The sequence below is a fragment of the Embleya australiensis genome (assembly GCF_051903075.1).
GTDB lineage: Bacteria > Actinomycetota > Actinomycetes > Streptomycetales > Streptomycetaceae > Embleya.
In genome coordinates, this window is sequence record NZ_CP182422.1 from 4,463,556 (window position 1) to 4,488,138 (window position 24,583).

The 24,583-nt window shown below is 71.9% G+C and carries 23 protein-coding genes and 1 pseudogene; 17 read left to right on the forward strand and 7 right to left on the reverse strand.

Annotated elements, in window-relative coordinates:
* Positions 1–47: 47 nt before the first annotated feature.
* From ACMXN5_RS19345 to ACMXN5_RS19360, 4 genes are all read left to right on the forward strand, one after another.
* Entirely contained in the window at positions 48–1,124 is a 1,077-nt protein-coding gene (locus ACMXN5_RS19345) for a LolA family protein (protein WP_439676309.1), read from the forward strand.
* Complete coding sequence (locus ACMXN5_RS19350; protein ID WP_439676310.1) at positions 1,121–2,074, forward strand: ATP-binding cassette domain-containing protein; 954 nt, start codon at positions 1,121–1,123, stop codon at positions 2,072–2,074. The genes ACMXN5_RS19345 and ACMXN5_RS19350 overlap by 4 nt, the downstream gene beginning before the upstream one ends.
* Positions 2,061–2,990: an ABC transporter permease gene (locus ACMXN5_RS19355; RefSeq protein ID WP_439676311.1), complete on the forward strand. Its 930-nt coding sequence runs from the start codon at positions 2,061–2,063 to the stop codon at positions 2,988–2,990. Before ACMXN5_RS19350 ends, ACMXN5_RS19355 begins: the two co-directional genes overlap by 14 nt.
* Before the next feature lie 189 nt (positions 2,991–3,179).
* A complete protein-coding gene (locus ACMXN5_RS19360) occupies positions 3,180–4,583 on the forward strand; it encodes a S8 family serine peptidase (protein ID WP_439676312.1) in 1,404 nt (467 codons plus the stop codon).
* 21 nt (positions 4,584–4,604) lie between these two features.
* Here ACMXN5_RS19360 and ACMXN5_RS19365 read toward each other — a convergent pair whose 3' ends face one another.
* Entirely contained in the window at positions 4,605–5,228 is a 624-nt protein-coding gene (locus tag ACMXN5_RS19365; protein WP_439676313.1) for a DUF6058 family natural product biosynthesis protein, read from the reverse strand.
* 241 nt (positions 5,229–5,469) lie between these two features.
* Between ACMXN5_RS19365 and ACMXN5_RS19370 the strand changes: the two genes are divergently transcribed.
* Positions 5,470–5,952 (forward strand): GtrA family protein, encoded by a 483-nt coding sequence (locus ACMXN5_RS19370; protein ID WP_439676314.1) that lies wholly within the window; start codon positions 5,470–5,472, stop codon positions 5,950–5,952.
* Positions 5,953–6,062: 110 nt separating this feature from the next.
* Here the strand turns inward: ACMXN5_RS19370 and ACMXN5_RS19375 are convergent, their stop codons facing one another.
* Positions 6,063–6,404 (reverse strand): VOC family protein, encoded by a 342-nt coding sequence (locus ACMXN5_RS19375; RefSeq protein ID WP_439676315.1) that lies wholly within the window; start codon positions 6,402–6,404, stop codon positions 6,063–6,065.
* A 122-nt stretch (positions 6,405–6,526) separates the two neighbouring features.
* On the opposite strand from ACMXN5_RS19375, the gene ACMXN5_RS19380 reads away from it, so the two are divergent.
* Genes ACMXN5_RS19380 through zapE form a run of 3 tightly spaced genes read left to right on the forward strand, consistent with a single transcriptional unit; the run spans position 6,527 to position 8,535 of the window.
* A complete protein-coding gene (locus tag ACMXN5_RS19380; RefSeq protein ID WP_439676316.1) occupies positions 6,527–7,111 on the forward strand; it encodes a Uma2 family endonuclease in 585 nt (194 codons plus the stop codon).
* Between the two features lie 19 nt (positions 7,112–7,130).
* Entirely contained in the window at positions 7,131–7,400 is a 270-nt protein-coding gene (locus ACMXN5_RS19385; protein ID WP_439676317.1) for a hypothetical protein, read from the forward strand.
* Positions 7,401–7,458: 58 nt separating this feature from the next.
* Positions 7,459–8,535 (forward strand): cell division protein ZapE, encoded by a 1,077-nt coding sequence (zapE, locus tag ACMXN5_RS19390; protein WP_439676318.1) that lies wholly within the window; start codon positions 7,459–7,461, stop codon positions 8,533–8,535.
* A gap of 406 nt (positions 8,536–8,941) precedes the next feature.
* On the opposite strand, the pseudogene ACMXN5_RS19395 reads toward zapE, so the two are convergent.
* From ACMXN5_RS19395 to ACMXN5_RS19415, 5 genes and pseudogenes are all read right to left on the reverse strand, one after another.
* A pseudogene (locus tag ACMXN5_RS19395) lies at positions 8,942–10,954 on the reverse strand (APC family permease); the annotation flags it as partial.
* 136 nt (positions 10,955–11,090) lie between these two features.
* Positions 11,091–12,086 (reverse strand): 2-oxoacid:ferredoxin oxidoreductase subunit beta, encoded by a 996-nt coding sequence (locus ACMXN5_RS19400; protein WP_439678037.1) that lies wholly within the window; start codon positions 12,084–12,086, stop codon positions 11,091–11,093.
* Positions 12,087–12,153: 67 nt separating this feature from the next.
* Entirely contained in the window at positions 12,154–14,016 is a 1,863-nt protein-coding gene (locus ACMXN5_RS19405; protein WP_439676319.1) for a 2-oxoacid:acceptor oxidoreductase subunit alpha, read from the reverse strand.
* 300 nt (positions 14,017–14,316) lie between these two features.
* Positions 14,317–14,961, reverse strand: coding sequence for a response regulator (locus ACMXN5_RS19410; RefSeq protein ID WP_380005535.1), 645 nt, complete (start codon positions 14,959–14,961; stop codon positions 14,317–14,319).
* 149 nt (positions 14,962–15,110) lie between these two features.
* Positions 15,111–16,445, reverse strand: coding sequence for a sensor histidine kinase (locus ACMXN5_RS19415; protein WP_439676320.1), 1,335 nt, complete (start codon positions 16,443–16,445; stop codon positions 15,111–15,113).
* A gap of 269 nt (positions 16,446–16,714) precedes the next feature.
* On the opposite strand from ACMXN5_RS19415, the gene ACMXN5_RS19420 reads away from it, so the two are divergent.
* The 9 genes from ACMXN5_RS19420 to ACMXN5_RS19460 are packed head-to-tail and all read left to right on the forward strand — an operon-like array spanning position 16,715 to position 24,582.
* Positions 16,715–17,086 (forward strand): NADH-quinone oxidoreductase subunit A, encoded by a 372-nt coding sequence (locus ACMXN5_RS19420; RefSeq protein WP_078975789.1) that lies wholly within the window; start codon positions 16,715–16,717, stop codon positions 17,084–17,086.
* Positions 17,077–17,688 carry an NADH-quinone oxidoreductase subunit B gene (locus ACMXN5_RS19425; RefSeq protein WP_439676321.1) on the forward strand — a complete coding sequence of 204 codons (612 nt, stop codon included), beginning with the start codon at positions 17,077–17,079 and terminating at the stop codon, positions 17,686–17,688. The genes ACMXN5_RS19420 and ACMXN5_RS19425 overlap by 10 nt, the downstream gene beginning before the upstream one ends.
* A complete protein-coding gene (locus tag ACMXN5_RS19430) occupies positions 17,685–18,737 on the forward strand; it encodes an NADH-quinone oxidoreductase subunit C (RefSeq protein ID WP_439676322.1) in 1,053 nt (350 codons plus the stop codon). The genes ACMXN5_RS19425 and ACMXN5_RS19430 overlap by 4 nt, the downstream gene beginning before the upstream one ends.
* The gene (locus ACMXN5_RS19435) at positions 18,734–19,690 is read left to right on the forward strand and encodes a complex I subunit 1/NuoH family protein (protein WP_126636207.1); all 957 of its coding nucleotides are present in this window, start codon (positions 18,734–18,736) and stop codon (positions 19,688–19,690) included. Before ACMXN5_RS19430 ends, ACMXN5_RS19435 begins: the two co-directional genes overlap by 4 nt.
* Positions 19,690–20,244 carry a NuoI/complex I 23 kDa subunit family protein gene (locus tag ACMXN5_RS19440; RefSeq protein ID WP_380005525.1) on the forward strand — a complete coding sequence of 185 codons (555 nt, stop codon included), beginning with the start codon at positions 19,690–19,692 and terminating at the stop codon, positions 20,242–20,244. Before ACMXN5_RS19435 ends, ACMXN5_RS19440 begins: the two co-directional genes overlap by 1 nt.
* Positions 20,241–20,801, forward strand: coding sequence for an NADH-quinone oxidoreductase subunit J (locus tag ACMXN5_RS19445; RefSeq protein WP_395787217.1), 561 nt, complete (start codon positions 20,241–20,243; stop codon positions 20,799–20,801). The genes ACMXN5_RS19440 and ACMXN5_RS19445 overlap by 4 nt, the downstream gene beginning before the upstream one ends.
* A 4-nt stretch (positions 20,802–20,805) precedes the next feature.
* Complete coding sequence (gene nuoK / locus ACMXN5_RS19450) at positions 20,806–21,129, forward strand: NADH-quinone oxidoreductase subunit NuoK (RefSeq protein ID WP_078975783.1); 324 nt, start codon at positions 20,806–20,808, stop codon at positions 21,127–21,129.
* A complete protein-coding gene (locus ACMXN5_RS19455) occupies positions 21,126–23,024 on the forward strand; it encodes an NADH-quinone oxidoreductase subunit 5 family protein (protein WP_439676323.1) in 1,899 nt (632 codons plus the stop codon). Before nuoK ends, ACMXN5_RS19455 begins: the two co-directional genes overlap by 4 nt.
* Before the next feature lie 52 nt (positions 23,025–23,076).
* Complete coding sequence (locus ACMXN5_RS19460) at positions 23,077–24,582, forward strand: complex I subunit 4 family protein (protein ID WP_439676324.1); 1,506 nt, start codon at positions 23,077–23,079, stop codon at positions 24,580–24,582.
* Position 24,583: the final 1 nt, after the last annotated feature.

Here is a 24,583-nt window from a genome sequence, read left to right on the forward strand (position 1 = left end):
TCCTCTTGATGTGTCGCACTGGACACTCGCATCAGGGGGCACCTGTCATGACCAGCACCACCCGCCGATCCGTGCCGTGGCGCTTCGCCGTGCCGGCCGCGATCGCGGCCGCCGCCGTCGGCGCGGTCACCATCGGACCGGCCGCGTTCGCCGACGACGGGCGACCGGGACTGCCCGACGTCACCGCCGAACAACTCGTCGCCAAGGTCGCCGCAGCGCGGGCCGACGCGCTGACCGGCACCGTCCGCATCGACACCGACCTGGGCCTGCCGGCCCTCCCGGGCAAGGGCGGCGGTGGCCCGCAGGCGCTGCTCTCGGGCACCAACAAGCTCCAGGTGGCCCTGGACGGCCCGGACCGGCAGCGGATCGGCATCATGGCCGATCTGTCCGAGTACAACGTCGTGCACAACGGCCGCGACGTATGGACCTACGACAGCCGCGCGCACGCCGTGACACACGCCACGATCGACGCGACGCGCCCCGACGTGGCGTCGCTGGTGCCGACCACCCCGCAGGACGCGGCCCGCCAACTGCTCGACCTGGTCGGCCCGAGCACCGACGTCCGGGTCGACGGCACCGCCCGGGTCGCCGGGCACGACGTGTACAAGCTGCGCTTCGCGCCCAAGGCGCAGGGCAGCCTGATCGCCGCCGCGACGGTGTTCGTGGACGCGAAGACCGGGGTGCCGCTTCGGGTCACCGTGGACACCGTCAAGGGCGGCAAGCCGGCCGTCGACATCGGCTTCGAGCAGGTCTCCTACGACAAGCCGGCCGCCGGCACGTTCGACTTCAAGCCGCCGGCCGGCGCCCGGGTCACCGAGGCCCCCGCGCACGAGGCGGCGCCCGAGAAGCCCACCGCACCGCCGGCGCCGAACGGTGAGCGGCCCGCGCCCGGTCTGCTGGGCGAGGGGTGGACCACCGTGGTCGAACTGCCCGCCGGGGCCAAGGGCCAGGATGGGAAGGACGGCAAGGACGTCACCGGGTTGCTCGGCAAGCTGGGCAAGCCGGTACCGGGTGGGACGCTGATCAACACCCGGTTGCTGAACGTGTTGACCACCGACTCGGGCCGGGTCTTCGCCGGCGCGGTCGACGCGGACACGCTCCAGCGGATCGCGGCACAGCGATGACCGCGTCCACGGCGGTCGGAACCGCGGCGATCCGTACCGAGGGGCTGTCCAAGCGCTACGGCCGGGACCGGCTCGCCGTGGACGGCCTCGACCTGACCGTCCCCGCCGGCTCCGTCTTCGGGTTCCTCGGGCCCAACGGATCCGGCAAGACCACCACCATCCGGATGTTGCTCGGGCTGATCCGGCCCACCGGCGGCACGGTCACCCTGCTCGACGGCCCCATGCCGGCGGCCGTCGGGCAGGTCCTGCCCCGGGTCGGCGCGCTGATCGAGGGCCCGGCCCACTACGGCTTCCTGACCGGTCGGCAGAACCTGGACCGGCTGGACGCCGCCGACCCCACGTCCGACCCCCGGACCCGCAATGCCCGGGTGGACGCGGCGTTGGCGAAGGTCGGCCTGACTGCGGTGGCCGGCCGCAAGGCGCGGGCGTACTCGCTCGGCATGAAGCAGCGGCTCGGCATCGCCTCCGCGCTGCTGCGCCCGCGCGACCTGCTGGTCCTGGACGAGCCGACCAACGGCCTGGACCCGCAGGGGATGCGCGAGATCCGCACGCTGATTCGCGGGCTGGCCGCGGACGGCACCACGGTGTTCCTGTCCTCGCACCTGCTGGACGAGATCGAGCAGGTGTGCACGGACGTCGCGGTGATGAGCCACGGGCGGCTGATCACCCAGGGCACCGTCGAATCGTTGCGCGCCGGTACCCGGGCCCGCCTGCTCGTCACGACTCCCGACGCGGAGGCGGCGGTCGTGGTGTTGCGGCGGCTCGGCGCGACCGACGTGGTCACCACCGACGACGGGGTGGAGGCCGACCCGCCCGCGCTGGAGCCGGACGAGATCTGCGCGGCGCTGGTGCGCGCCGACATCCGGGTCCGATCGTTCACCCTCGCGCGGCCGTCCCTGGAGGACGCGTTCGTCGCCCTGACCGGGGAAGGCTTCGATGTCACCGACTGACGCACTGCCCAAGACGGGTGTCCTGTCGCCCGCGTTCGAGCACCCGACGGCGGATACCGGGTCGTTCGGCGCCGAACGGCTGCCGCGGCTGCGCGGACTGATGCGCAGCGAGCTGCGGTTGGTGTTCCTGCGGCCGCGGACGGCCGCGATGCTGGGCTTCCTGGCCCTGGTGCCGGTGTTGCTCGGGGTCGCGCTGCGCTACTTCCACGACGGGGGTTCCTCGCGCGGCGGCGGCGACGGCGGGACGATGGACTTCGTGAACCAGGTCACCGGCAACGGGCTGTTCCTGGTCTTCGCGTCGCTGGCCGCCGCGTTGCCGTTCTTCCTGCCGATGACCGTCGGCGTGGTCGCGGGCGACTCGATCGCGGGGGAGGCGCACGGCGGGACGCTGCGCTACCTGCTGGTCGCGCCGGCCGGGCGGACCCGACTGCTGCTTGTGAAGTTCGCCGGCGTGCTGACGTTCTGTCTGGCCGCGACGCTCACCATCGCGCTGTCCGCGCTGGCGGTCGGCGCCGCGTTGTTCCCGATGGGCGATGTGCCGCTGCTGACCGGGGATTCGATCTCGATGGTCGAGGCGTCGTGGCGGGCGGTGTTGATCGCGCTGTGCGTGGCCGCCTCGCTGGTCGGCCTGGCCGCGATCGGGCTGTTCGTGTCCACGCTGACCACGGTGCCGGTGGCGGCGATGGCGACCACGGTGGGCGTGGTGATCGTGACCGCGATCCTGACCGGGATCCCGCAGCTGTCGGGCCTGCACCCGTGGTTGTTCACCGATGCGTGGATGAGCTTCGGGGACCTGCTGCGCAATCCGATCCCGACCGGCGAGATCCTGCGCAACCTCGGGATGCAGGCGGCGTACGCGGCGGTCTTCGGCGCGGCGGCGTGGGCTCGGCTGAACGAGCGCGACATCACCACGTGAGACGGGGCGTCGCCGCCGGCGGGCGTCGGGTGGGCCGGGGGACCGGCTCGCTCGGCGCCCGCCGGCGTTCGGTGCCGGTTGCCCGATGCCGGCTGTTCGGGGCCGGTTCGGAGTCGGTGGGTGGGCAACTCGTCCGGGTGAATGCCGGGTTGGTTCGGGCGGTACATGTGCATGTGGGCCGTTATGAGGATGCGTGTGGCGATCGCGATGCTGTCGGCGGCCGGCGTCGTGTTGCTCGGGACGGTGCCCACGCGGGCGGTGTCGGCGGCGTCGAAGGGGTCGGTCGAGGCGCCCGCGGAGACCTACTCCTACCTGGTGCTGACCCGCGAGCCGGGGCCGGCCGGGACGGTGCTCGTGGAGTCGGCGGTGCGGCGGGCAGGCGGCACGGTGGTCGGGGCGTACGGGCGGATCGGGGTGGTCGTGGCGCACGGCGGGCCGGGCTTCGCGGCGGCGGTGCGGGGGCGGCCGGGCGTGGCACGGGTGGGGGCCACCCGGACGGCGCCGATCGGGGCGCACGGTGGGCCGGCCGCGCGCGGTGGCGGCGCGGTCGAGGATCCGGCGGAGGCCACGCAGTGGAACCTGGCCATGGTGCACGCGTACGAGGCGCAGCGGATCACCGAGGGCAGCCCCGATGTGGCGGTCGCGGTGGTCGACTCCGGGGTGGACGATCGGCATCCCGACCTGGCGCCGAACTTCGACGCGGAGTTGTCGGTGGACTGTTCGACGGGCCGGCCGATCCGGGAGGGCGCGGCGTGGCGGGCGCCGCGCTCCGACCACGGGACGCATGTGGCGGGCACGATCGCGGCGGCGCGCAACGGCATCGGCGTGGTCGGGGTGGCGCCGAGGGTGCGGATCGCGGCGGTGCGGGTCGGCGACGCGGACACGATGTTCCACGCCGAGGCGAGCGTATGCGGGTTCGTATGGCTGGCCGAGCACGCCGCGCGGGGGCTGAGGATCGCCAACCACAGCTACTACAACGACCCGTGGTGGCTGATGTGTCCGGACGACCAGGACCAGGCGGTGGCGTACGAGGGCATCCGTCGGGCGGCGGCGTACGCGGCGGAGCGCGGCGTGTTGTCGATCGCCGCGGCGGGCAACGACGACTACGACCTCGCGCACAAGACGGTGGACCCGTACAGCCCGAACGACGCGGCGAGCCGGCCGGTCCCGCCGCGCCCGGTCACCGACGCGTGTCGGATGGCGCCCGCCGAACTCCCGGGTGTGGTCACGGTCGCGGCGGTCGGCGCGGACGGTCGGCGGGCCGGCTACTCGAACACCGGCCTGGGCGTGGTGGATCTGGCCGGGCCCGGCGGGAACGGCTCGGCCGGCGGCGAGGGCGTCTTGTCCACCGCGCGCGACGGCGGGTGGGCCCGGAAGGAGGGCACCTCGATGGCGGCGCCCGCGGTGAGCGGGGTGGCCGCGCTGATCGTGTCCGAGCACCCGGAGTGGGGCCCGGACACGATCGCGGCCCGGCTGGCCGCCACCGCGACTCGGCTGCCGTGTGCGGGGTCGTGTACCGCGTCGGGGGAGGTCGACTCGTTCCACGGACACGGACTGGTCGATGCGCTGCGGGCGGTGCGACCGGGGTCGTGAGGCCGCTCGGCGCGGCCCCGATCAGGGAGTGCGCGGGTGGCGGGCGCGGGATGCGGTGATGTGGGTGTCGCGGGAGACCGGGCCGCCGAAGCGGAGGCGGTCGTAGGCGGTGAAGTCCGGCTCCAGGGCGTCCAGGTCGTCGATCGACCGGTGGAGTGCGGCGCGCCAGGCCGGATCGTCGGGCGCGGGAGCGGCCAGGGCGGCGTCGATCGCGGCCATCAGCTCGCTCTTGCGCCGGATCGTGGTGGGGGAGACGGAGTGCAGGCAGACGTACTGCCCGCTGAGGTAGCCGGCCCACTCGTCCTCGCCCTCGACCGGGTCGGCCCAGTGCCCGACGAACCAGGCCCGGAGCCGGTCCGGGCCGCCGGCCGCGTCGGCGAGCGCGAACAGGTCGGCCGGCACCATCTCGGCCCCGTCCGAGCGCAGGTAGGAGGGCAGCGGCAGGCACCGGTCCAGCACGAGTCGGCGCACCCGTTCCGGATCCCGTCCGGTCGCCGCGCACAACTCGGTCAGCTCGACGAACTGCCGGTTCACGTACGCGTCGTCGGCCGGCGTCATCGGGTGGTCCCCGTTGACCTCCCGAAACCGCTCGGCCACGGCCCGCGCGGCCGTCGATGCCGGCCGAACCCCTGTGCCGCTGCCCATCCCACGCCACCTCCGCTTGCGGCCGGCGACCCTCGGCCCACGAACCGGACCGGGCCCGCCGGCGAACGACCCGAGACCCCGCACGCTAGCCGCGCCACACTTCGGCGCCGGCCGAAACGCGCCTGTGCCACACCCGCGCCCGAGCCCCGAAGCCGACCGCCGGCACCGGCTGACAGCCGCCGACAGGGGCGGTCAGCGGATTGTGCGAGGGCTGCCGGCGGTGCGGCGGATGCTCTTCGACATGGACACCACGAGCAGCACCGCCGCCCCCACCCGGCCCCCCGGAGTGATCGCCTCCTTCGTCCGCTTCGTCGTCTTCGGCGGCGGGGTCGGCCTCGCGAGCAGTGCGACGCTGGTCCTGCTCTCCGGCCACATGCCGTTCGCCGCCGCCAACGCGCTGGTGACCGTGGGCTCCACCCTGATCGCCACCGAGCTGCACAGCCGCTTCACCTTCGGGCAGGACAAGCCCGGAAAGAGCGACCACGTCAAGGCGGCGCTGACCGTGCTGGTCTGCTACCTGTTCACCACCGCCGCGATGCTGGTGCTGCACACGATCCGGCCGCACGCGGGGGTACTGGTCGAGCAGTCGGTGTACCTGTCCGCCTCCGGCCTGGCGGGCATCGGCCGGTTCGCCTTCATGCGTCTGGTGATCTTCGCGCGCAAGGGCGGCTCGCAGGCGGACGAGCGGGTACTGGCCCGCGAGGCCGTGGTGACCGCCGCCTGAGCGGACCCGACCCCGACCGGCGACGGATCGGCTCACCCGGAGCGGCGACTGTGTCCCGCCGCCTCCCGGTCCGAGCCGATCCGTCGCCTTTTCCCGTGCGCCGCCCCACCTCAGTCGACGAAGCAGAACTCGTTGCCCTCGGGGTCGCGCATGACCCGGAACGACCCCTGCTCGTCGGTGACCGTCTCGCCCACCGGCGTGGCCCCGAGCGAGACCGCGAACGCCACGGCAGCCTCTACGTCGGCCACCGCCAGATCCAGATGCAGCCGGTTCTTCCCGGCCTTGTCCTCCGGCACCGGCTGGAACGCCATCCGCGCCGAACCGGCCGGCTCGACATGCGACCAGCCCCGCTCCCGATCCACCGGTTCCCCACCGAGCAAACCGGCCCAAAATCGGACCAACACCCGTGGTTCCCGGGCATCCACGACGATCTGACGCAGCTGTACACGCATACCGCGACCCTAGAGGAGAGCACATCTGCCCGAACGGGTGAATGGCCCGGGAAGGTCTACTGTGCCCCCGACCCCGAAACTAGGCTGAAGGAGTTGCCTCGGGGAGAGGAGGAACGGGTGTGATGTCCGTCGAAGCTGTGCACACACATGGTGTGGAAACCGACGACGATGCGATGCCGGATCCGTTGCAGTTGTTCTTCGCCCTGTCCGAACGACTGCACGACTACCGCGTGGAGTTCATCGACCGGGAGACTCGGGTGTCACCACCGCCGGACGGCGATCACGAGACCCTCATCTGGCGCCTGGCCAGGCAGTTGGCGCGCTTCGACGTGGGCGATCGTTTCGATGCCGCCATGAACAAGGGTGTGCAGACGCCGGCCGGCGATCGTGTCGTTCCGGACATCACCGTGACCGCGTCCGGCGCCATGCGTGGCGCGGAGTCCTGGATGCCGTCGGACGGGGTGCTCCTGGTGGTCGAGGTGACCTCCACCGCCCCCGGCCGGGACCGGTTCACCAAACGGCAGGTCTACGCCGAGGCCGCGATCCCGCTCTATCTCCTGATCGACCGTACCGAATCCAAGCTGACACTCTTCACCGAGCCGGAAAAGGGCAACTACACGGGCCGTGTGGAGGTCGGCTTCGGCAAACTCCTGCCGATGCCGGATCCCTTCGGCTTCGTTCTCGACACCGCTTCGATCGTCGACTGAGCCATGGGGGTGGGGCGCCGTGTCCGACGACGCGGACAGTGGACTCAGCCCGCTTGCCCGTCGGGTGCTTGCGTGCATGTTGGCCGTGCCGGAGGGGATCAAGTTCACCGGCAAGGACGTGGCCGACGTGATGCCCGAGGGGCCGTACCGGGTGCAGAAGGCGCTGCGTGAGTTGGGCGCCGCCGGACACCGCACCGTGCGGCGGCTGAAGAAGCCCAACGGGCAGTTCTATGTCGAAGTCGAGTACCACGCCGTTCCGGTCCGATCCGACGACTCGCCGGTGGACTGAGGCGAGATGGAAGCGGGGCCATGGATCACGCTCGGTGCCCGACCCTAGGATCTCGATCATGCGAACGACGGTCGAGACGATCCGGAGCCGTTTCGACGAGGCCGCCCGGGCGCGCGGGTACATCCTCGATCCGGCCCAGCGGCAGGCCGCCGACCGCCTGGCCGAACTCGGCCTCGCGCTGGGTCGGGGCCGGGCGCACGGGCTGTTCCATCGCCGGACGCCGCCGGGGCTGTACCTGTGGGGGCCGGTCGGGCGGGGCAAGACCTGGCTGCTCGACACCTTCTTCGCCGCCGTCCCCGGACCCGCCGACCGGCGGACCCGGGTGCACTTCCACGCGTTCTTCCGGCAGTTGCACGAGGCGGTCCGGCGGCACCGGGACAACCACGGCCACGAGCACAGTGCGGTGGACGCGGCGGTGTCCGAACTCGTGGGCGACGTCGACCTGGTCTGCTTCGACGAGTTCCACGTGCACGACCCGGGCGACGCGATGCTGGTCACCCGGTTGCTGCGGGAACTGCACACCCGGGGGGTGGTCCTGGTCTGCACCTCCAACTATCCGCCCTCCGGACTGCTGCCCAACCCGCTCTACCACCACCTGTTCGAGCCGACGATCCGGGAGATCGAGACCCGGATGAGCGTGGTCACCGTCGCCGGCCCGCAGGACTATCGGGCGCTGCCCCGGGCCGAGTCCGGCGCCGGCGCGTTCGCGCGGGGCGCGGTGTTGTGGCCGGGCGATCCCGGGCAACTGCGCGCACAGGGCCTGGTGCCGCCCACGCCGGTCGAGGCGGCGACGCTGACCGTGAACAAACGCGCGCTGCTGGTCGAGGCGGCCCGGCCCGACGAGTTGTGGGCCGGGTTCGAGGCGCTGTGCGAGGGGCGGACCTCGCCGCTCGACTACCTCGTGCTGGCCGAGACGTACCCCACGTGGGTGATCCGCGACCTGCCGCCGCTGAAGACCGCGAGCGCCGAGGCCCGGCAACGTTTCGTGAACCTGATCGACGTGTGCTGCGACGCCGACGTCCGGCTCTTCCTGGGCAGCGACCGCCCGCTGTCGGAACTGCTCGCCGGCGACGACCTGCCGACCGACATCGTGCGCACCGCGAGCCGACTGGGCCTGCTGCGCCGGGTCGGCTGAGTCGGATCGGCCGACCCGGCCGCAGCGCCCGAAGCGGCCGGGACCGCTACTCCTCCTCGTCCTCGGGCAGCAGTTCGTACGTCGGATCGGACATCGCCAGATGGCCCTCCGCCTCGCCGACCACCCCGCGCACGCGCAGTCGGCGGCCCGGTTCCACGCCCGCGAGTCGGCGCCGGCCGTGGAAGAGCAGCCGGATGCCGCCCGTGTCGTCGTACAGCTGGACCTCCAGGGCCGGTCGCGCGGTCTCCGGCGAGGGCGACACCGCCCGGATCCGGCCGACCACGTCCGCATGTTGTCGCCACTTCAGCGCGGCCACCGAGACCGACGCGACCGGTCCGCCGACCGGCTCCGGCTCCGCGTCCACGATCGGCAGCAGCCGGGGAACACACTTCGCGGCCGCTTCCCGATCCGGCTCCGGCCGGTGGGCCATCGCCGCGCCGACGTCGAACGGCACGACGGTGGCGACCGCATGCGGCACCCGGGTCAGCGCGGACGCGATCGAGTCGGTGGTCCGCCCGTGCAGCAGCCGACCGATCAGCGGCGGATACGTGCGACGGGGCAGCAGCAGCATGATTCCCGAAGCGCCGTCCGCCACCTCCCGCGCGGCCAGTTCGACGACCGCGCGGGCCAGCCGCCGGTCCGGGCACTCGATCAGCTCCAGCGGGATGTCGGCCGCGCGACTGGCGTCCCAGCGGGTGCTCAGCTTGCGGGCATGCCGGCTGTCCAGCACGAAGTGCGCCGCGTGCAGGTCGTCGGCGCGCAACGAGCGGGCGTAGCGCAGCGCCTGGAGCACCGCGACGTCGAGCGAGTCGACCAGTACCACCACCACCGACCGGTCGCGGAGCCCGAAGTCCGCGGTGGCCGGCGCCTCCTCCAGGGCCGCCGCCTCCTCGCGATAACGCCGGTTGACCCCGATCAAGGCCCACACGCCGAGCGGGAAGAGCACGACCACCAGCCACGCGCCCTCGGTGAACTTGGTGATCGCGAAGATCAATACGACCGTGCCGGACACCACGGCCGCGAGCGCGTTCACCACACATCCGACCCGCCAGTGGCCGGTGCGATGGGTCCAGTGGTGTTTGGTCAGCCCCGCGCCCGCCATCATGAATCCGGTGAACACGCCGATCGCGTACAGCGCGACCAGCGAGTCCACGCTCGCCCGGGTGACCAGGAGCAGGGCCACGGCCGGCACCGCGAGCAGGATGATGCCGTTGGAGAAGGCCAACCGGTGTCCGCGCTTGCGCAACATCTTCGGCAGGAAGGCGTCCTCGGCGACGAAGTCGGCCAGGAACGGGAAGCCGTTGAACGGTGTGTTCGCGCCGGTGTACAGGATCAGCGCGGTGGCGATCTGCACGAAGACCAGCCCGGCCCGGCCGAGCACCCCGCCGCCGAGCACCAGGTGCGCCTCCTGCGCGATCACCGTGGGATCGCCGTCCACGTAGGGGATCGCGTGCGTGGCGTGCGCGAGCAGCGAGATGCCGAGCACGAGCGTGGCCAGCACCAGCGACATCGCCACCAGCGTCTTGCGCGCGTTGCGGCCCTGCGGTTCGCGGAAGGTGGAGACGCTGTTGGACAGCGCCTCCAGGCCGGTCAGCGAGGACCCGCCGTTGGCGAACGCCCGCAGCACCACGAACAGCGAGGCACCGTAGAGCAGTCCGTTGCCCGAGGTGCCCAGCGGGACCGCGCCTGCGGCGTGTACGTCCGCCTGGGGCAGCGACCCGTGCGTCGTCCAGCGGATCAGCGCCACCGCGAAGACGATCGCCAGCGCGCCGATGAACAGGTACGCGGGCAGCGCGAACGCCCGCCCGGCCTCCCGGACTCCGCGCAGGTTGCCGTAGAACAGCACGCCGACCACCGCCACGCACACCTCCGGCTTCCACCGGCTGATGTCGGCGCCCCACATCAGGTGCAGCAGCGAGGCGATCGCGTCGGTGCCGGCCGCGGTCTGCACCGCGACGGTGACCACGTAGTCGATCAGCAGCGCGACCGAGGCGACCTGTGCGACACGCGGCCCGAAATTGTCCCGGGCCACGATGTAGGAGCCGCCGGCCTTCGTGTACAGGCTCACCACGTCCCAGTAGGACAGGGTGAGCAGGAGCAGCACCGCGAGGATCGCGTAGGTGACCGGCAGCAGCAGGGTGAAGGCGGCGACGCCGACGTAGGGCACCAGGGCGCGCAACATCTGCTCGGTGCCGTACGCGGACGAGGAGATGCAGTCCGAGGCCAGCACGCCCAGCGCGGTCGGGTTGGACAACTTCTCGCCGCGCAGCCGCGAACTCACCAGGGGCGGGCCGAGCAGTCGTTTCTTGAGCCGATACCCGATCGTCTCGGGGATGTGGACGTCCACGCTGAGCGGAGCGGGCGGGCCGCCGACCGCCGGCACACCGGCCCGGCCGCCCGGTCCCGGGGGCGACTGCATACCCGCACGGCTGCCCGGGTCTTGGGCAGCGCATGCGGGTGCTCGGCCGAACAGGGGGCGCGGCGCAAACCCGAGCGGGCCCGGCACACGCTCGTGCCGGGCCCGCTCGGGTCTCGCGTCGTTCGCCGGACAGGACCTAGGCGATCGTCCAGGTGTCGTTGCCGCGGATCAGCGAGGCCAGGTCGCCCGGGCCCTGCTTCGTCGCCGCCTCGGCCATCTGGGCCGACATCAGCCGGTCGTAGACCGGACGCGCGATGTCGCGGAACACCCCGATCGGGGTGTGCGTGTTGCTCGTCAGATCGCCGAGCCGGGTCAGCGCGAAGGCCAGCTCCGGGTTGTTCGCGTGCGCGTCGTGTACGAGCACCGCGTCCTCGCCGACCTCGGCCACCTCGGCCACGTCCAGGGCACCGTGCGCGCCGCGGATGACGCCGTACTGGCCCTGCGCGCCGAACCGGATCGGCTGCCCGTGTTCGAGCCGGATGGTCACGTCGTCGCGCTGCGCGGGGTCCTTGAGCTGCTCGAACGCGCCGTCGTTGAAGATGTTGCAGTTCTGGTAGATCTCCACGAGAGCCGTGCCCTCGTGCGCCGCCGCCGCGCGCAGCACCGAGGTCAGGTGCTTGCGGTCGGAGTCGATCGACCGGGCCACGAACGACGCCTCGGCGCCGATGGCCACCGACAGCGGGTTGAACGGGTGGTCGAGCGAGCCCATCGGGGTGGACTTGGTGATCTTGCCGGTCTCCGAGGTGGGCGAGTACTGACCCTTGGTCAGACCGTAGATCCGGTTGTTGAACAGCAGGATCTTCAGGTTGACGTTGCGGCGCAGCGCGTGGATCAGGTGGTTGCCGCCGATGGACAGCGCGTCGCCGTCACCGGTGACCACCCACACCGACAGGTCCTCGCGGGAGGTGGCCAGACCCGTCGCGATGGCCGGCGCGCGCCCGTGGATCGAGTGCATGCCGTAGGTGTTGAGGTAGTACGGGAAACGGCTGGAGCAGCCGATGCCCGAGATCCACACCACGTTCTCCTTGCGGAGCCCGAGTTCGGGCAGGAAGCCCTGCACGGCGGCCAGGATGGCGTAGTCGCCGCAGCCCGGGCACCAGCGCACCTCCTGGTCCGACTTGAAGTCCTTCATGGACTGCTTGGCATCGGCCTTCGGGATCAGCGCCAGCGAGGGGAAACCGCCGGCGCCGTTCGCGGACTCAGACACTCTCGATCACTTCCCGGATCACGTGGGCCAGTTCCTCGGACTTGAACGGCAGCCCGCGAACCTGGTTGTACGACATGGCGTCCACGAGGAACCTGCCGCGCAGGAGCAGGGCGAGCTGACCCAGGTTCATCTCCGGGACGATCACCTTGTCGTACGACCGCAGCACCTCGGCCGTGTTGGCCGGGAACGGGTTGAGGTGGCGCAGGTGGGCCTGCGCGACCTTGCCGCCCGCGGCCCGCACCCGGCGTACCGCCGCGGCGATCGGGCCGTAGGTGGAGCCCCAGCCGATCACCAGGACCTTGGCGTCGCCGGTCGCGTCGTCGACCCACAGCGGGTCGATGTCCTTCGCGATGCCGTCCACCTTGGCCTGGCGGGTGCGCACCATCAGGTCGTGGTTGGCCGGGTCGTAGGAGATCGACCCGATGCCGTCGGCCTTCTCGATGCCGCCGATGCGGTGTTCAAGACCCGGGGTGCCGGGCACCGCCCACGGGCGGGCCAGCGTCTCGGGGTCGCGCTTGTACGGCCAGAACTCCTTGGTTCCGTCCGCGTTCTCCTGGTTCGGCTCGGTGGCGAACGCGACCCGCAGGTCCGGCAGTTCGGACGTCTCGGGCAGGCGCCACGGCTCGGAGCCGTTGGCCAGGTAGCCGTCGGAGAGCAGAAAGACCGGGGTGCGGTACTTCAGCGCGATCCGGGCCGCCTCGACGGCGGCGGCGAAGCAGTCGGACGGGGTCTGCGGGGCCACGATCGGCACCGGCGCCTCGCCGTTGCGGCCGAACATGGCCTGGAGCAGGTCGGACTGCTCGGTCTTGGTGGGCAGCCCGGTGGAGGGCCCGCCGCGCTGCACGTCGACGATCAGCAGCGGCAGCTCCAGCGAGACCGCGAGGCCGATCGTCTCGGACTTGAGCGCGACACCGGGACCGGAGGTGGTGGTCACCCCGAGCGCGCCGCCGAACGACGCGCCGAGCGCGGCGCCGATGCCCGCGATCTCGTCCTCGGCCTGGAAGGTGCGCACGCCGAAGTTCTTGTGCTTGGCCAGCTCGTGCAGGATGTCCGAGGCCGGGGTGATCGGGTACGAACCCAGGTAGACCGGCAGCTCGGCCAGTTGTCCGGCGGCCACCAGGCCGTAGGACAGCGCGAGGTTGCCGGTGATGTTGCGATACGTACCCGAGGGCAGCTTCGCCGGTGCCACCTCGTAGGAGACCGCGAAGTCGTCCGTGGTCTCGCCGAAGTTCCAACCCGCCTTGAACGCCGCCACGTTCGCCTCGGCGATCACCGGCAGCTTGGCGAACTTGCGCCGCAGGAAGTCGATGGTCGCCTCGGTCGGGCGGTGGTACAGCCAGGACAGCAGCCCGAGCGCGAACATGTTCTTCGCCCGCTCGGCGTCCTTCTTGGAGATCTCGAACTCGGCGAGCGCGCCGACCGTCAGCGTGGTCAGCGGGATCGCGTGCACGTTGTAGGCGTCGAGCGACCCGTCCTCCAGCGGACTGGTCGGGTAGCCGACCTTGGCCATCGCGCGCTTGGAGAACTCGTCGGTGTTGACGATGATCTCGGCCCCGCGCGGCAGGTCGCGGATGTTGGCCTTGAGCGCCGCCGGGTTCATCGCGACCAGGACGGTCGGCGCGTCGCCCGGGGTCAGGATGTCGTGGTCGGCGAAGTGGAGTTGGAAGCTCGACACGCCCGGCAGGGTGCCCGCGGGCGCCCGGATCTCGGCGGGGAAGTTGGGAAGGGTCGACAGATCGTTTCCGAACGTCGCCGTCTCGGACGTGAAACGGTCGCCCGTCAGCTGCATTCCGTCACCGGAATCGCCGGCGAACCGGATCACGACCCGGTCGAGCTGCTTGACCTGCTTGGTCACGGGGAAGGACCTCCTCGGCGCTGCGGCGGTTGGTCCGCGCACCGCGCGGATGTCGCAGTTTTCATCGTACGGCGGCACGGAGGGACACCGTGGTGCCCCCCGCGAACAGGCGGGGATCCGCCCTGGCGCGCGACGTGAGCGGCGTCACGCTCCGGACATGGCCCGCAAGCGGTACAAATCCGGCTGAATCCGAGCAAAACGCTGCGTTATCCGAGTAAAGCAAAGGCCCGTCCCCGGCTTGGACGGCGCCTGCGATCGACCGGATGATTGCATGGGTCCAGTAATTCGATCCCTACGATGTCAGGATCCGAGATAGGCGAGTACCGCGAGCACACGTCTGTGATCGGTGTCACTGGGCGCCAGGCCGAGCTTGCCGAAGATGTTGCTGACGTGCTTCTCCACCGCTCCGTCGGACACCACCAAAGCCTGCGCCACGGCGGCGTTGGTGCGCCCCTCGGCCATCAGACCGAGTACTTCGCGCTCGCGCGGTGTGAGCTTTTCCACCACATCCCGTTTGCGCGAGCGGCCGAGCAGTTGCGAGACCACCTCGGGGTCGAGGGCGGTGCCGCCGCCGGCCACCCGCTCGACCGCGGCGACGAACTCGCCGACGTCGGCGACCCGGTCCTTGAGCAGATAGCCGACGCCGCTGGTGTTGCCCGCGAGCAGTTCCGTCGCGTACTGCTCCTCGACGTACTGTGACAGGACAAGCACCCCGACCTCGGGCAGCGTCGCGCGCATCTTCACCGCCGCGCGGATGCCCTCGTCGGTGTGCGTCGGCGGCATGCGCACATCCACCACGCAGACATCGGGACGCAGCTCGGTCGCGACCGCGACCAGTTGCTCGGCGTCGCCGACCGCTCCCACGATCTCGTGGCCACGAGCGGTCAACAATCGGGACAAACCATCCCGAAGTAGTACGGAATCCTCAGCGATGACGACGCGCACTGCGTTCACATCCCCCAAATCCGGTAGGCCGCACCCGGACGGCGGGTGCGGCCTACAGTCTTCCGGATTCGAACGGATGCGGCGTACTCCGGCCGAAACCGCGGCCGGCCGTCCCGATCGGGAGGGCGGGGGTCACCCCCGACAAAACCTCACAGCGGCAACCACACGGTGACCCGGGTCGGCCCGCCCTCGGGGCTGTCCACGTGCAGCGTGCCGTCCACACCGCGCACCCGCTCGGTGAGGCCGGCCAGACCGGAACCCTTGCCGGTGGCGGCGCCACCCGCGCCGTCGTCGGCGACGATCAGGTACATCCGGCCGTCCTCGTGGCCCACCGTCACCCACGCGTGCGTGGCGCGGGCGTGCTTGGAGACGTTGGTCAGCAACTCCGACGCGCAGAAGTAGGCGACCGACTCGATCGGCGCGGGCGGGCGCTCCGGCAGATCCACCTCGACCCGGACCGGGACCGTGCAGCGGGCCGCGATCGAGGACAGCGCCGCGTCCAGACCCCGGTCGGTGAGCACCGCCGGGTGGATGCCCCGGGCGAGGTCGCGCAGTTCCTGGAGGGCGAGCTTGACCTCGTCGTGCGCGGAGGACACCATCCGCGCGGTCTCGGTGTCCTGACTCGCGTTCAGGTTCTCCTTCGCCATGCCCAGGTCCATCGCCAGCGCCACGAGCCGTGCCTGGGCGCCGTCGTGCAGGTCGCGCTCGATCCGCCGCAGGTCCGACGCGGCCGTGTCGACCGCCGCGCCGCGCGAGACGGTCAGGTCGCGCACCTGCTCGGACAGGAAGGCCGGGCCGAGCAGCCCGCGCACCATCACCCGGTCCACGTTGGCCATCCCGCGCACCAGCCACGGGGTGACGAAGAACAGCACCACCCCGGCCGCCACGGTCAGCGACACCGGGCCCGGCCCGGCGAGGTAGTGGTCCACGCCCGGCTCGTTCGGCCCGTCGCCGGAGATCATCGCGCCCGGCATGTCGGCCCGGCGGTACAGCGGCTGGGTGAGCGGATAGGTGATCGCGCTCAGCGAGGCCGCCCACAACACCGTGGTGACCACGAAGGTGAAGACGCCCCAGGGCAGTTGCAGGAACAGGTAGAGACAGGCCCGCCACCCTGTACGGTCGGCCAATCCTCCCTTGATCCAGCCCGTCCACCCGGGCGGGCGCCGTACCGGCGCCGGGGCGCGGACGTGCTCGTCGAGCAGCGCGCTCGCCCGGGCCCGCTCCATCCGCCCCAACGCGCGAGCGCCGAGCAGGGTCAGCACGATCAGCGGCAACCCGAGCAGGAACAGCGGGGTCAGCCCGATGCCGAGCGCGATGAACACCACCGCGTAGGTGAAGCCGACGATGCCGACGGGCAGATTCAGCACCAGATGGATGGTGTCGGTCCACGTGCGCACGGTGAACGGCGCGCGCAGGACGCCCGGCCGGGTTCGAGCCGGGGCATCACCTGTGGACCCGTCGTAGGCAGTCACGGGTGAGGGCATGGACATGGAGTTGCCTCGCTGGGAGAGAAGCCGATCCGTTGGGTCAACTCTGCCTGGAGGCCCGGACGGGTCCCATGGCGCGGGTCGGTGTCTTGGGGGTGGGGTTGTCCCTACCACCTGGGGCCGGGGCGGATGTCACCGGTCCGGCGGGGTCGACCGGACCGGACACCGGGGACAGGTCCGGCGCAACCCCCCTAGACTCCCGTGCCACAAAGATACGCAACGTCCACGCAACGTCGAGGCAATGTCGATCGGGAGGCAGGCGCCGGGTGGAGGGCTACTACGGAACGTACGCGCTCGTGGGTCTGGTGCTGCTGGTCGCGTCCGCCTTCGTCGCGGTGGCGTTCGTCGGCGGGCGACTGCTGCGACCGAGCGTACCCACGCACGAGAAGCTGACCACGTACGAGTGCGGTGTCGACCCCGTGGGGGTGGGCTGGGCGCAGGTGCACATCCGCTACTACCTCTACGCCTATCTCTACGTCATCTTCGCGGTCGACGCGATCTACCTGTTCCCCTGGGCGACGGTCTTCGACGCGCCCGGCTTCGGCGCCACGACCCTGGTGGAGATGTTCGTGTTCGTCGGCTTCCTGGCCACCGGACTGCTGTACGCGTGGCGGAAGGGCGTGCTCGCATGGACGTGACACCCGCTCCGGCGGATCGACCGCCGGTCGATCTGCCGACACCCCGGCTCGGGGTGCTCTCCCGGCTGGCGCCCGACCCGGTGCGGTTGGTACTCAACTGGGGGCGGCGCTACTCCCTCTGGGTGTTCAACTTCGGCCTGGCTTGCTGCGCGATCGAGTTCATCGCGTCGTCGATGGCCAGGCACGACTTCATCCGCCTCGGCGTGATCCCGTTCGCGCCCGGGCCGCGCCAGGCCGACCTGATGGTCGTGTCGGGCACGGTCAGCGACAAGATGGCGCCCGCGATCAAGCGGCTGTACGAGCAGATGCCCGAGCCCAAGTACGTCATCTCGTTCGGGTCGTGCGCCAACTGCGGTGGGCCGTACTGGGATTCGTACTGCGTCACCAAGGGCGTGGATCAGATCGTGCCGGTCGACGTGTACGTGCCGGGCTGCCCGCCTCGGCCGGAGGCACTGCTCCAGGGCATCCTCAAGCTCCAGGAGCGGATCGCGGTGGAGAACCCGGCCGCGCGGTACGGGCGTGCGCTGCCCGCCGCCGCGCTGAGCCGGCCGCCGGTCGCGCCGCCCGCACCTCCCGCGCCGCCGGCCGGGGGTGCCGGATGACCCCGGAGGAGATCCGTGCCGGGGTGGGCGAGGAACTGGTGCTCGCCGTGTCGGACGCCTACGGGCTGGTCACGCTGGACGTCGCGCCCGAGCACTGGGTCGACGCGCTGACCGCGGCGCGCGATCGGCTCGGTTGTGCGTTCTTCGACTGGCTCACCGGGGTGGACGAACTCGCGGACGGGTTCGGCGTGGTCGCCCACGTGTGCGCGATCCCGCGCGGGCCCCGGCTGCTGCTGCGTACCCGGGTGCCGCGCGAGGGCGCGGTGCTGGCGAGCGCGACCGGGGTGTACGCGGGGGCCCGCTGGCACGAGCGCGAGACGCACGAGATGTTCGGGATCGACTTCTCCGGGCACCCCGGCCTGGATCCGCTGTTGTTGCCGGACGGGTTCGAGGGGCATCCGCTGCGCAAGGAGTTCGTCCTGGCCGCGCGGGTGGCCAAGCCCTGGCCGGGGGCCAAGGAGCCGGGCGAGTCCGACCACGGCGGCGGGCCGGGGCGCTCGCCGGGACGGCGGCGCACACTGCCGCCGGGTGTGCCGGACCCGGCTGTGTGGGGTCCGCACAAGGAGGAGGCGGCGGCCGAGGCCGCGGCGGCGGCCGAGGAGCGCCCCCGTCGCGCCCGCAGCGCGTCGGCGGGGTCGGCGAGCCAGGCCGGGACGGGGACGACGGAGGGCGCGGGCGCGGGCGCGCCGCCGCGCCGGACCCGCAGCGCCTCGGCCGGGTCGGCGAGCCAGGCGGCGGAGGGTGCGCACCCGGCGCGGCGCACCCGCAGCGCGTCCCAGGGGTCGGCGAGCCAGACGCCGCCGGACGCGCAGCTGGCACAGGCGCCGCCCACCGCAGAGCCCGCCGCACCTGCGGAGCCCACCGCGCCGGCCGAATCCGCCGCGCCTGCTCCGCCCCCCGGGCCCGCTGGGGCCGAGCCCACGAAGGCCGCCGAGCCCGTGGAGCCGGCCGAGCCGACCAAGCCGGCCGAGCCGACCAAGCCCGCCGAGCCGACCAAGCCCGCCGAGTCCACCGATCCGACCGAACCCGCCGAAGGGGACACCCCGTGAGTCTCCTCGACGTGTGCCTCCGGCTCGTTCTGGTGCTCGGGGCCTTTCTCGTGCTGCCCCTGGTGATCGGTCAGACCGAGCACAAGGTGATGGCGCACATGCAGGCCCGGGTCGGCCCGATCTACGCCGGCGCCTTCCACGGCTGGGCACAACTGGTCGCCGACGGCGTCAAGTTCGCCCAGAAGGAGGACATCGTCCCGGCCGGCGCCGACCGCAGGGTCTTCAAGCTCGCGCCGGCCGTCGCGCTGATCCCCTACTTCGTGGTGCTGATCGCCATCCCGATCGGCCCGAACGGATTCGTCGGCCGCACCATCGACGCCGGCATCGTGTTCGTGCTCGCGGTGATGGGCGTCGGCGTGCTCGGCTCGCTGATGGGCGGCTGGGCCTCGGCCAACAAGTACTCGCTGCTCGGCGGCATTCGCGCGGCGGCCCAGCTGATGGCGTACGAGCTGCCCATGCTGCTCGCCGCCGCCTCGGTCGCGATGGCCGCCGGCACCGTGTCGCTGCCCGGGATCGTCGAGGGCTTCGAGTGGTGGTGGTTGCCCTGGCAGGCGATCGGCGGCGTGGTGTTCTTCACCGCCGGCCTCGCCGAGATCCAGCGCCCGCCGTTCGACATGCCGGTCGCCGACTCGGAGATCATCTTCGGCGCCTACACCGAGTACACCGGCCTGCGCTTCGCGCTGTTCCTGCTCTCCGAGTACGCCGGGATCCTGGTCGTCTGCGCGCTGACCACCGTGCTCTTCCTCGGCGGCTGGCACGGGCCGTGGTCGGACTCGGTCGGCTGGTTGTGGACCCTGCTCAAGATCGGCGTGCTCGCGTTCGTGGTGATCTGGCTGCGGGTCAGCTACCCGCGACTGCGCGAGGACCAGCTGCAGAAGCTGGCCTGGACGACGCTCGTCCCGCTCGCGCTCGGCCAACTCGTCCTGACCGGCGTGGTAAAGGTGGCGACCTGATGAAGGGCCTGGCCAAGGGCCTCGCGGTGACCCTCAAGACGCTCACCCGGCGCAGCACCACCCAGTCCTATCCGGAGGTGCTCCCCGAACTGCCGCCCCGCTCGCGCGGGGTGATCGCGCTGTTCGAGGAGAACTGCACGGTCTGCATGTTGTGCGCGCGCGAATGCCCCGACTGGTGCATCTACATCGACTCGCACAAGGAGGTCGTGCCCGCCCGCGAACCCGGCGCGCGCGACCGCACCCGCAACGTGCTCGACCGCTTCGCGATCGACTTCGCGCTGTGCATGTACTGCGGGATCTGCGTCGAGGTGTGCCCGTTCGACGCGCTGTTCTGGTCGCCCGAGTTCGAGTACGCGACGGGCGACATCCACGAACTCACGCACGAGAAGGACCGGCTGCGCGAGTGGATGTGGACGGTCCCGCCGCCACCCGCCCTCGACGAGCGCGCCGAGGACCCCAAGGAGCTGACCCAGGCCCGCAAGGCCGTGGAGAAGGCGGAGAAGGCCGCGGCCGCGGCCCGGGCCGCCGCGTCGGACGCGGAGGAGACACCGTGAATCTCGCCGCCACCGAGCACGGGTTCCTCTCGCCCACCGGCGCGGAGATCGCGTTCGTGCTGATCGGCCTGGTGGTGCTCGGCTCCGCGCTGCTCGTGGTGACCACCCGTCAGGTCGTGCACGCGGCGCTGTGGCTGGTGGTCACCCTCGGCGGCCTGGCCGCCGAGTACCTGCTGCTCACCGCCGAGTTCATCGCCTGGGTCCAGGTGCTGATCTACGTCGGCGCGGTCGTGGTGCTGCTGCTGTTCGGGCTGATGCTCACCAAGGCGCCGATCGGCTACTCGGAACCGGCCGACCGCACCGCCCGGATCCCGGCCGCCGCGGTCGCGCTCGGCGCCACGGCGACGCTGGTCACCGTGATCGTGGACGCGTTCCGGACCGCCTACCTCCACCTGGGCGACGACACCGTGGGCACCACGAAGGTCACCGGGGAGAGCCTGTTCAAGGTGTGGGTGCTGCCGTTCGAGGTGTTGTCCGTGCTGCTCCTGGCCGCGTTGATCGGCGCCGTCGTGCTCTCCCGCTCCCGGGCCCGCGCGCGCTCGGATCGGAAGGACTGACCCGATGCATCTGGTCTATCCGCTCGTCCTGGCCGTCCTGCTGTTCGGCATCGGGCTGTACGGGGTGCTCGCGCGCCGCAACGCGATCCTGGTGCTGATGTCGATCGAGCTGATGCTCAACGCGGTCAACGTCAACCTGGTCGCGTTCGACATGTACCTGCGCGACACGCTGCACGCCGGACAGGCGCTGACCCTGTTCGTGATCACCATCGCCGCCGCCGAGATCGGCCTCGGCCTGGCGATCGTGCTGATGGTGTTCCGCAACCGGGCCACCGCCGACATCCCCGACCTGCGCGAGCTGGCCGAGCACAAGGAGGGGTCGGTATGACGGTCGCCGCCGCGACGGCCATCGCACTGCCCGCGCTCGCGGCCCTGTTCGGGCTGCTGTTCGGGCGCCGGGTGCGCCCGGTCCTGATCGCCGTACCCGCCGGCCTGGCCGCCACCGTGCTCACGATCGTGCCGGCCGCCGGCATCGGCGACGACGTGCGCGAGTCGGCGGTGCGGTTGACCCCCACCGGCGCCCTCGACATCACCCTCGGGCTGCGCGTGGACGGCCTCGCCGCGCTGTCCGCGGTGCTCGTCACCGTGGTCGCGCTGCTCGTACAGGTCTACTCGGCGGCCTATCTGCGCGAGGACCCGCGCTACTCCTCCTACGCCGCGCTGGTCTCGCTGTTCACCGCGGCGATGTTGCTCGTGGTCTACACCGGCGACCTGATCGTGCTGCTCGTCGGCTGGGAGGTGATGGGCGTCTGCTCCTACTTCCTGATCGGCCACCACTGGGAGACGGAGGCGGCCCGCTCGGCCTCGATCAAGGCATTCGTGGTCACCAAGCTGGGCGACGTGCCGTTCCTCATCGGCATCCTGGTCCTGGCCGCGGGCGCCGACTCGTTCCGGATCCGCGACGTGCTCGCGGCGGTGCCCGAGGGCGGCGCCGGCTGGGTTACCGCAGGCACCCTGCTGATGCTGGGCGGCGTAGCGGGCAAGTCGGCCCAGGTGCCGCTGCAGACCTGGCTGCCCGACGCGATGGCCGGCCCCACCCCGGTGTCCGCGCTGATCCACGCGGCCACCATGGTCGCCGCGGGCGCCTACCTGGTGGCCCGGCTCTACCCGGCGTTCCTGGCCGCGCACCCGACGCTGATCGTGCTCGCCGTCATGGCCGCGGTGACGATGGTCGGCTCGGCGCTCGCCGCGCTCGCCCAGGAGGACCTGAAGCGGGTGCTCGCGTGGTCCACGGTCGGCCAGCTCGCCTACATGACCGGCGGCCTGGCGGTCGGCGGGCGGGACGCGGCGGTGTTCCACCTGCTCTCGCACGGCGCGTTCAAGGCGCTGCTCTTCCTCGGCGCGGGTGTACTGATCCATGTGGCCGGGACCGGTGCGCTGGCCGGCATGCGCGGCCTGCGTCGGCGCGCGCCGATCGCGTTCTGGACCATGACGGCGGGTCTGGCCGCACTCGCCGGTGTGCCGCCGTTCTCCGGCTTCTTCAGCAAGGAGGCGGTGCTCGGCGCGGCCGAGCACACCGCCGCCGGGCACGGTTCGGTGCCCGCCGTCGCCGGTTGGCTGGTGCTGGTGGCGGGGCTGCTGACGGCCGCGGTGACGGCGGCCTACGCGACCCGGGTCTGGCTGCGGGTGTTCTTCGGGCCGACGCGCGAGGCGGCGCCGGGTGCGGAGGTGCCGGCGCACGCGGACGCGGCGGACTACGGCGAACCCGGGCGGGGCCGGCACGGCGAGGCCCCGGGCGCGATGGTGTGGCCGCTGGTGGTCCTCGCCGTGCCCACCGTGCTGTTCGGCTTCCTGGCCTTCGCCGGGCTGCCCTCACTGGGCGGCGAACTCGGCTACGACGAGTTGACGCCGCATCCGCTGACCACGGGATTGGCGCTGGTCGCGCTGCTCCTGGGCGCGGGTACGGTCGCCGCGGCGTGGCGGCGCGATCCGGCCGCCGACCCGGCCCGGGTGCTCGGTCCGGTGCGCGGCCCGGCGCTGCGCGGGTTCGATGTGGACGGGCTGTACGCGGCGCTGGTGCTCACCCCGGTCCGAGCGGCCGCCAAGGCGGCGCGGTTCACCGACGGGGCCGTGATCGACACCTACGTCAAGGGCGCGGCGCAGAGCGCGTGGCTGCTCGGCGGCGGGATCCGCCGCGGCCAGAACGGCAACACCCGGCTGTATCTGACCGGCCTGTTCGCCGGCGTGGTCGTGCTCGCCCTCGCGGTGGCGGTGGGCTCGTGATCCGCTCCCGCTCGTTTCCCCCGACGCCCCTTCACGCCCAGGAGACCCCGCGGTGAGCGTCGTGCTGATCCTCGTCGTGGCCGCGCCGCTGCTCGGTGCCGCCCTGCTCCTGCTGCCCGGGGTCGGTGATCGGGCGGCCCGGCTGATCGGCGTCGGCGCCACCGCGGCCACCCTGGCCGGCGCCGTCGCACTGGCCTGCGCGTTCCGGCGCGGGCGGGGGATGCGGTTCGAGACGGACGTGTCCTGGGCGCCCTCGCTCGGGTTGCGGTTCCACCTCGGCATCGACGGCATCTCGCTGCCGCTGCTCGTGCTCACCGCGCTGCTGACCCTGCTGGTCGCCGTCCACAGCCTGTGGAACATTCCGCCGGGTGGCTCCTCGCGGGCCTTCGTCGCGCTGTTCCTGCTCCTCGAGACCGGCACGCTCGGTACCTTCGCGGCCCTCGACCTGATCCTGTTCTTCCTGTTCTTCGAGGTCGTGCTGGTGCCGATGTACTTCCTGATCAACCGGTGGGGGAGTCCGGGCGAGCGCGGCCCCGCGTCGTACAAGTTCATCCTGTACACGCTGCTCGGCTCGGCCGTGATGTTGCTCGGCTTCCTGCTGATCCAGGCCGAGACCGGCACCTTCGACATGGTCGAACTCGCCGACCGGCACGGCGTGGGCATGTCGCACGGCGTACAGGTGCTCGCGTTCCTGGCGATCGGCCTGGGCCTGGCGGTCAAAGTGCCGATGTGGCCGCTGCACACCTGGCTGCCCGACGCGCACACCGCCGCGCCGACGGCGGGGTCGGTCCTTCTGGCGGGCGTCCTGCTCAAGATGGGCACGTACGGCCTGATCCGGATCGCGGTGCCGGTTTTGCCGGAGGGCGCCGAGACGTTCGCGCCTTATCTGGCCGCGTTCGGCGTGGTCGGCATCGTGTACGGGTCGCTGGTGTGCCTGGCGCTGCTGCGCGACCCGGACGGGGACCTGAAGCGCATCATCGCCTACTCGTCGGTGGGCCACATGGGCTTCGCGTTGCTTGGCATCGCCACGCTCACCCCGCAGGGCGTCAACGGCGCGCTGTTCGTCAACATCGGCCACGGGCTGGTCACCGGCCTGCTGTTCTTCCTGGCGGGCGCGGTCAAGGACCGGCACGGCACGGCGCTGCTCGGCCGGCTGGGCGGCGGGATGTACGGGCGTACGCCCCGGCTGGGCGCGCTGGTCGCGTTCGGCGCGGTGGCCGGGCTCGGGCTGCCGGGGCTGGCCGGCTTCTGGGGCGAGTTGTTGGCCATGTACGGCGCGTACGAGCCGGGCGCCGGGTTGTCCGTCGGCGGCTACCGGACCTTCCTGGCCATCGCCGGCCTGGGCACCGTGCTGACCGCGGCCTATCTGCTCGGCCTGGTCCGGCGGCTTTGCATGGGACCTGCGGGCGGCGAGCCGGCCGCCGGGGTGGACGTGACCGGTCCGGAACTCGTGGTGTGGACCCCGCTCGTCGTGCTGACGCTGGTCGCCGGGCTGTGGCCGGCCACCCTGCTCGCGATCACCGACCCGGCCGTGCGTGCCCTCATGGGAGGCAGCTGAC

What these genes read in the sequence shown, in the direction of transcription:
- ACMXN5_RS19380 (WP_439676316.1), top strand. Translation starts at nt 6,527, where the DNA reads ATGTCCGTCGAAGCTGTGCACACACATGGTGTGGAAACCGACGACGAT.
- zapE (WP_439676318.1), top strand. Translation starts at nt 7,459, where the DNA reads ATGCGAACGACGGTCGAGACGATCCGGAGCCGTTTCGACGAGGCCGCC.
- ACMXN5_RS19440 (WP_380005525.1), top strand. Translation starts at nt 19,690, where the DNA reads ATGAAGGGCCTGGCCAAGGGCCTCGCGGTGACCCTCAAGACGCTCACC.
- ACMXN5_RS19425 (WP_439676321.1), top strand. Translation starts at nt 17,077, where the DNA reads ATGGACGTGACACCCGCTCCGGCGGATCGACCGCCGGTCGATCTGCCG.
- nuoK (WP_078975783.1), top strand. Translation starts at nt 20,806, where the DNA reads ATGCATCTGGTCTATCCGCTCGTCCTGGCCGTCCTGCTGTTCGGCATC.
- ACMXN5_RS19350 (WP_439676310.1), top strand. Translation starts at nt 1,121, where the DNA reads ATGACCGCGTCCACGGCGGTCGGAACCGCGGCGATCCGTACCGAGGGG.
- ACMXN5_RS19415 (WP_439676320.1), bottom strand. Translation starts at nt 16,445, where the DNA reads ATGCCCTCACCCGTGACTGCCTACGACGGGTCCACAGGTGATGCCCCG.
- ACMXN5_RS19400 (WP_439678037.1), bottom strand. Translation starts at nt 12,086, where the DNA reads ATGAAGGACTTCAAGTCGGACCAGGAGGTGCGCTGGTGCCCGGGCTGC.
- ACMXN5_RS19455 (WP_439676323.1), top strand. Translation starts at nt 21,126, where the DNA reads ATGACGGTCGCCGCCGCGACGGCCATCGCACTGCCCGCGCTCGCGGCC.
- ACMXN5_RS19375 (WP_439676315.1), bottom strand. Translation starts at nt 6,404, where the DNA reads ATGCGTGTACAGCTGCGTCAGATCGTCGTGGATGCCCGGGAACCACGG.
- ACMXN5_RS19365 (WP_439676313.1), bottom strand. Translation starts at nt 5,228, where the DNA reads ATGGGCAGCGGCACAGGGGTTCGGCCGGCATCGACGGCCGCGCGGGCC.
- ACMXN5_RS19355 (WP_439676311.1), top strand. Translation starts at nt 2,061, where the DNA reads ATGTCACCGACTGACGCACTGCCCAAGACGGGTGTCCTGTCGCCCGCG.
- ACMXN5_RS19345 (WP_439676309.1), top strand. Translation starts at nt 48, where the DNA reads ATGACCAGCACCACCCGCCGATCCGTGCCGTGGCGCTTCGCCGTGCCG.
- ACMXN5_RS19360 (WP_439676312.1), top strand. Translation starts at nt 3,180, where the DNA reads ATGCGTGTGGCGATCGCGATGCTGTCGGCGGCCGGCGTCGTGTTGCTC.
- ACMXN5_RS19370 (WP_439676314.1), top strand. Translation starts at nt 5,470, where the DNA reads ATGGACACCACGAGCAGCACCGCCGCCCCCACCCGGCCCCCCGGAGTG.
- ACMXN5_RS19430 (WP_439676322.1), top strand. Translation starts at nt 17,685, where the DNA reads ATGACCCCGGAGGAGATCCGTGCCGGGGTGGGCGAGGAACTGGTGCTC.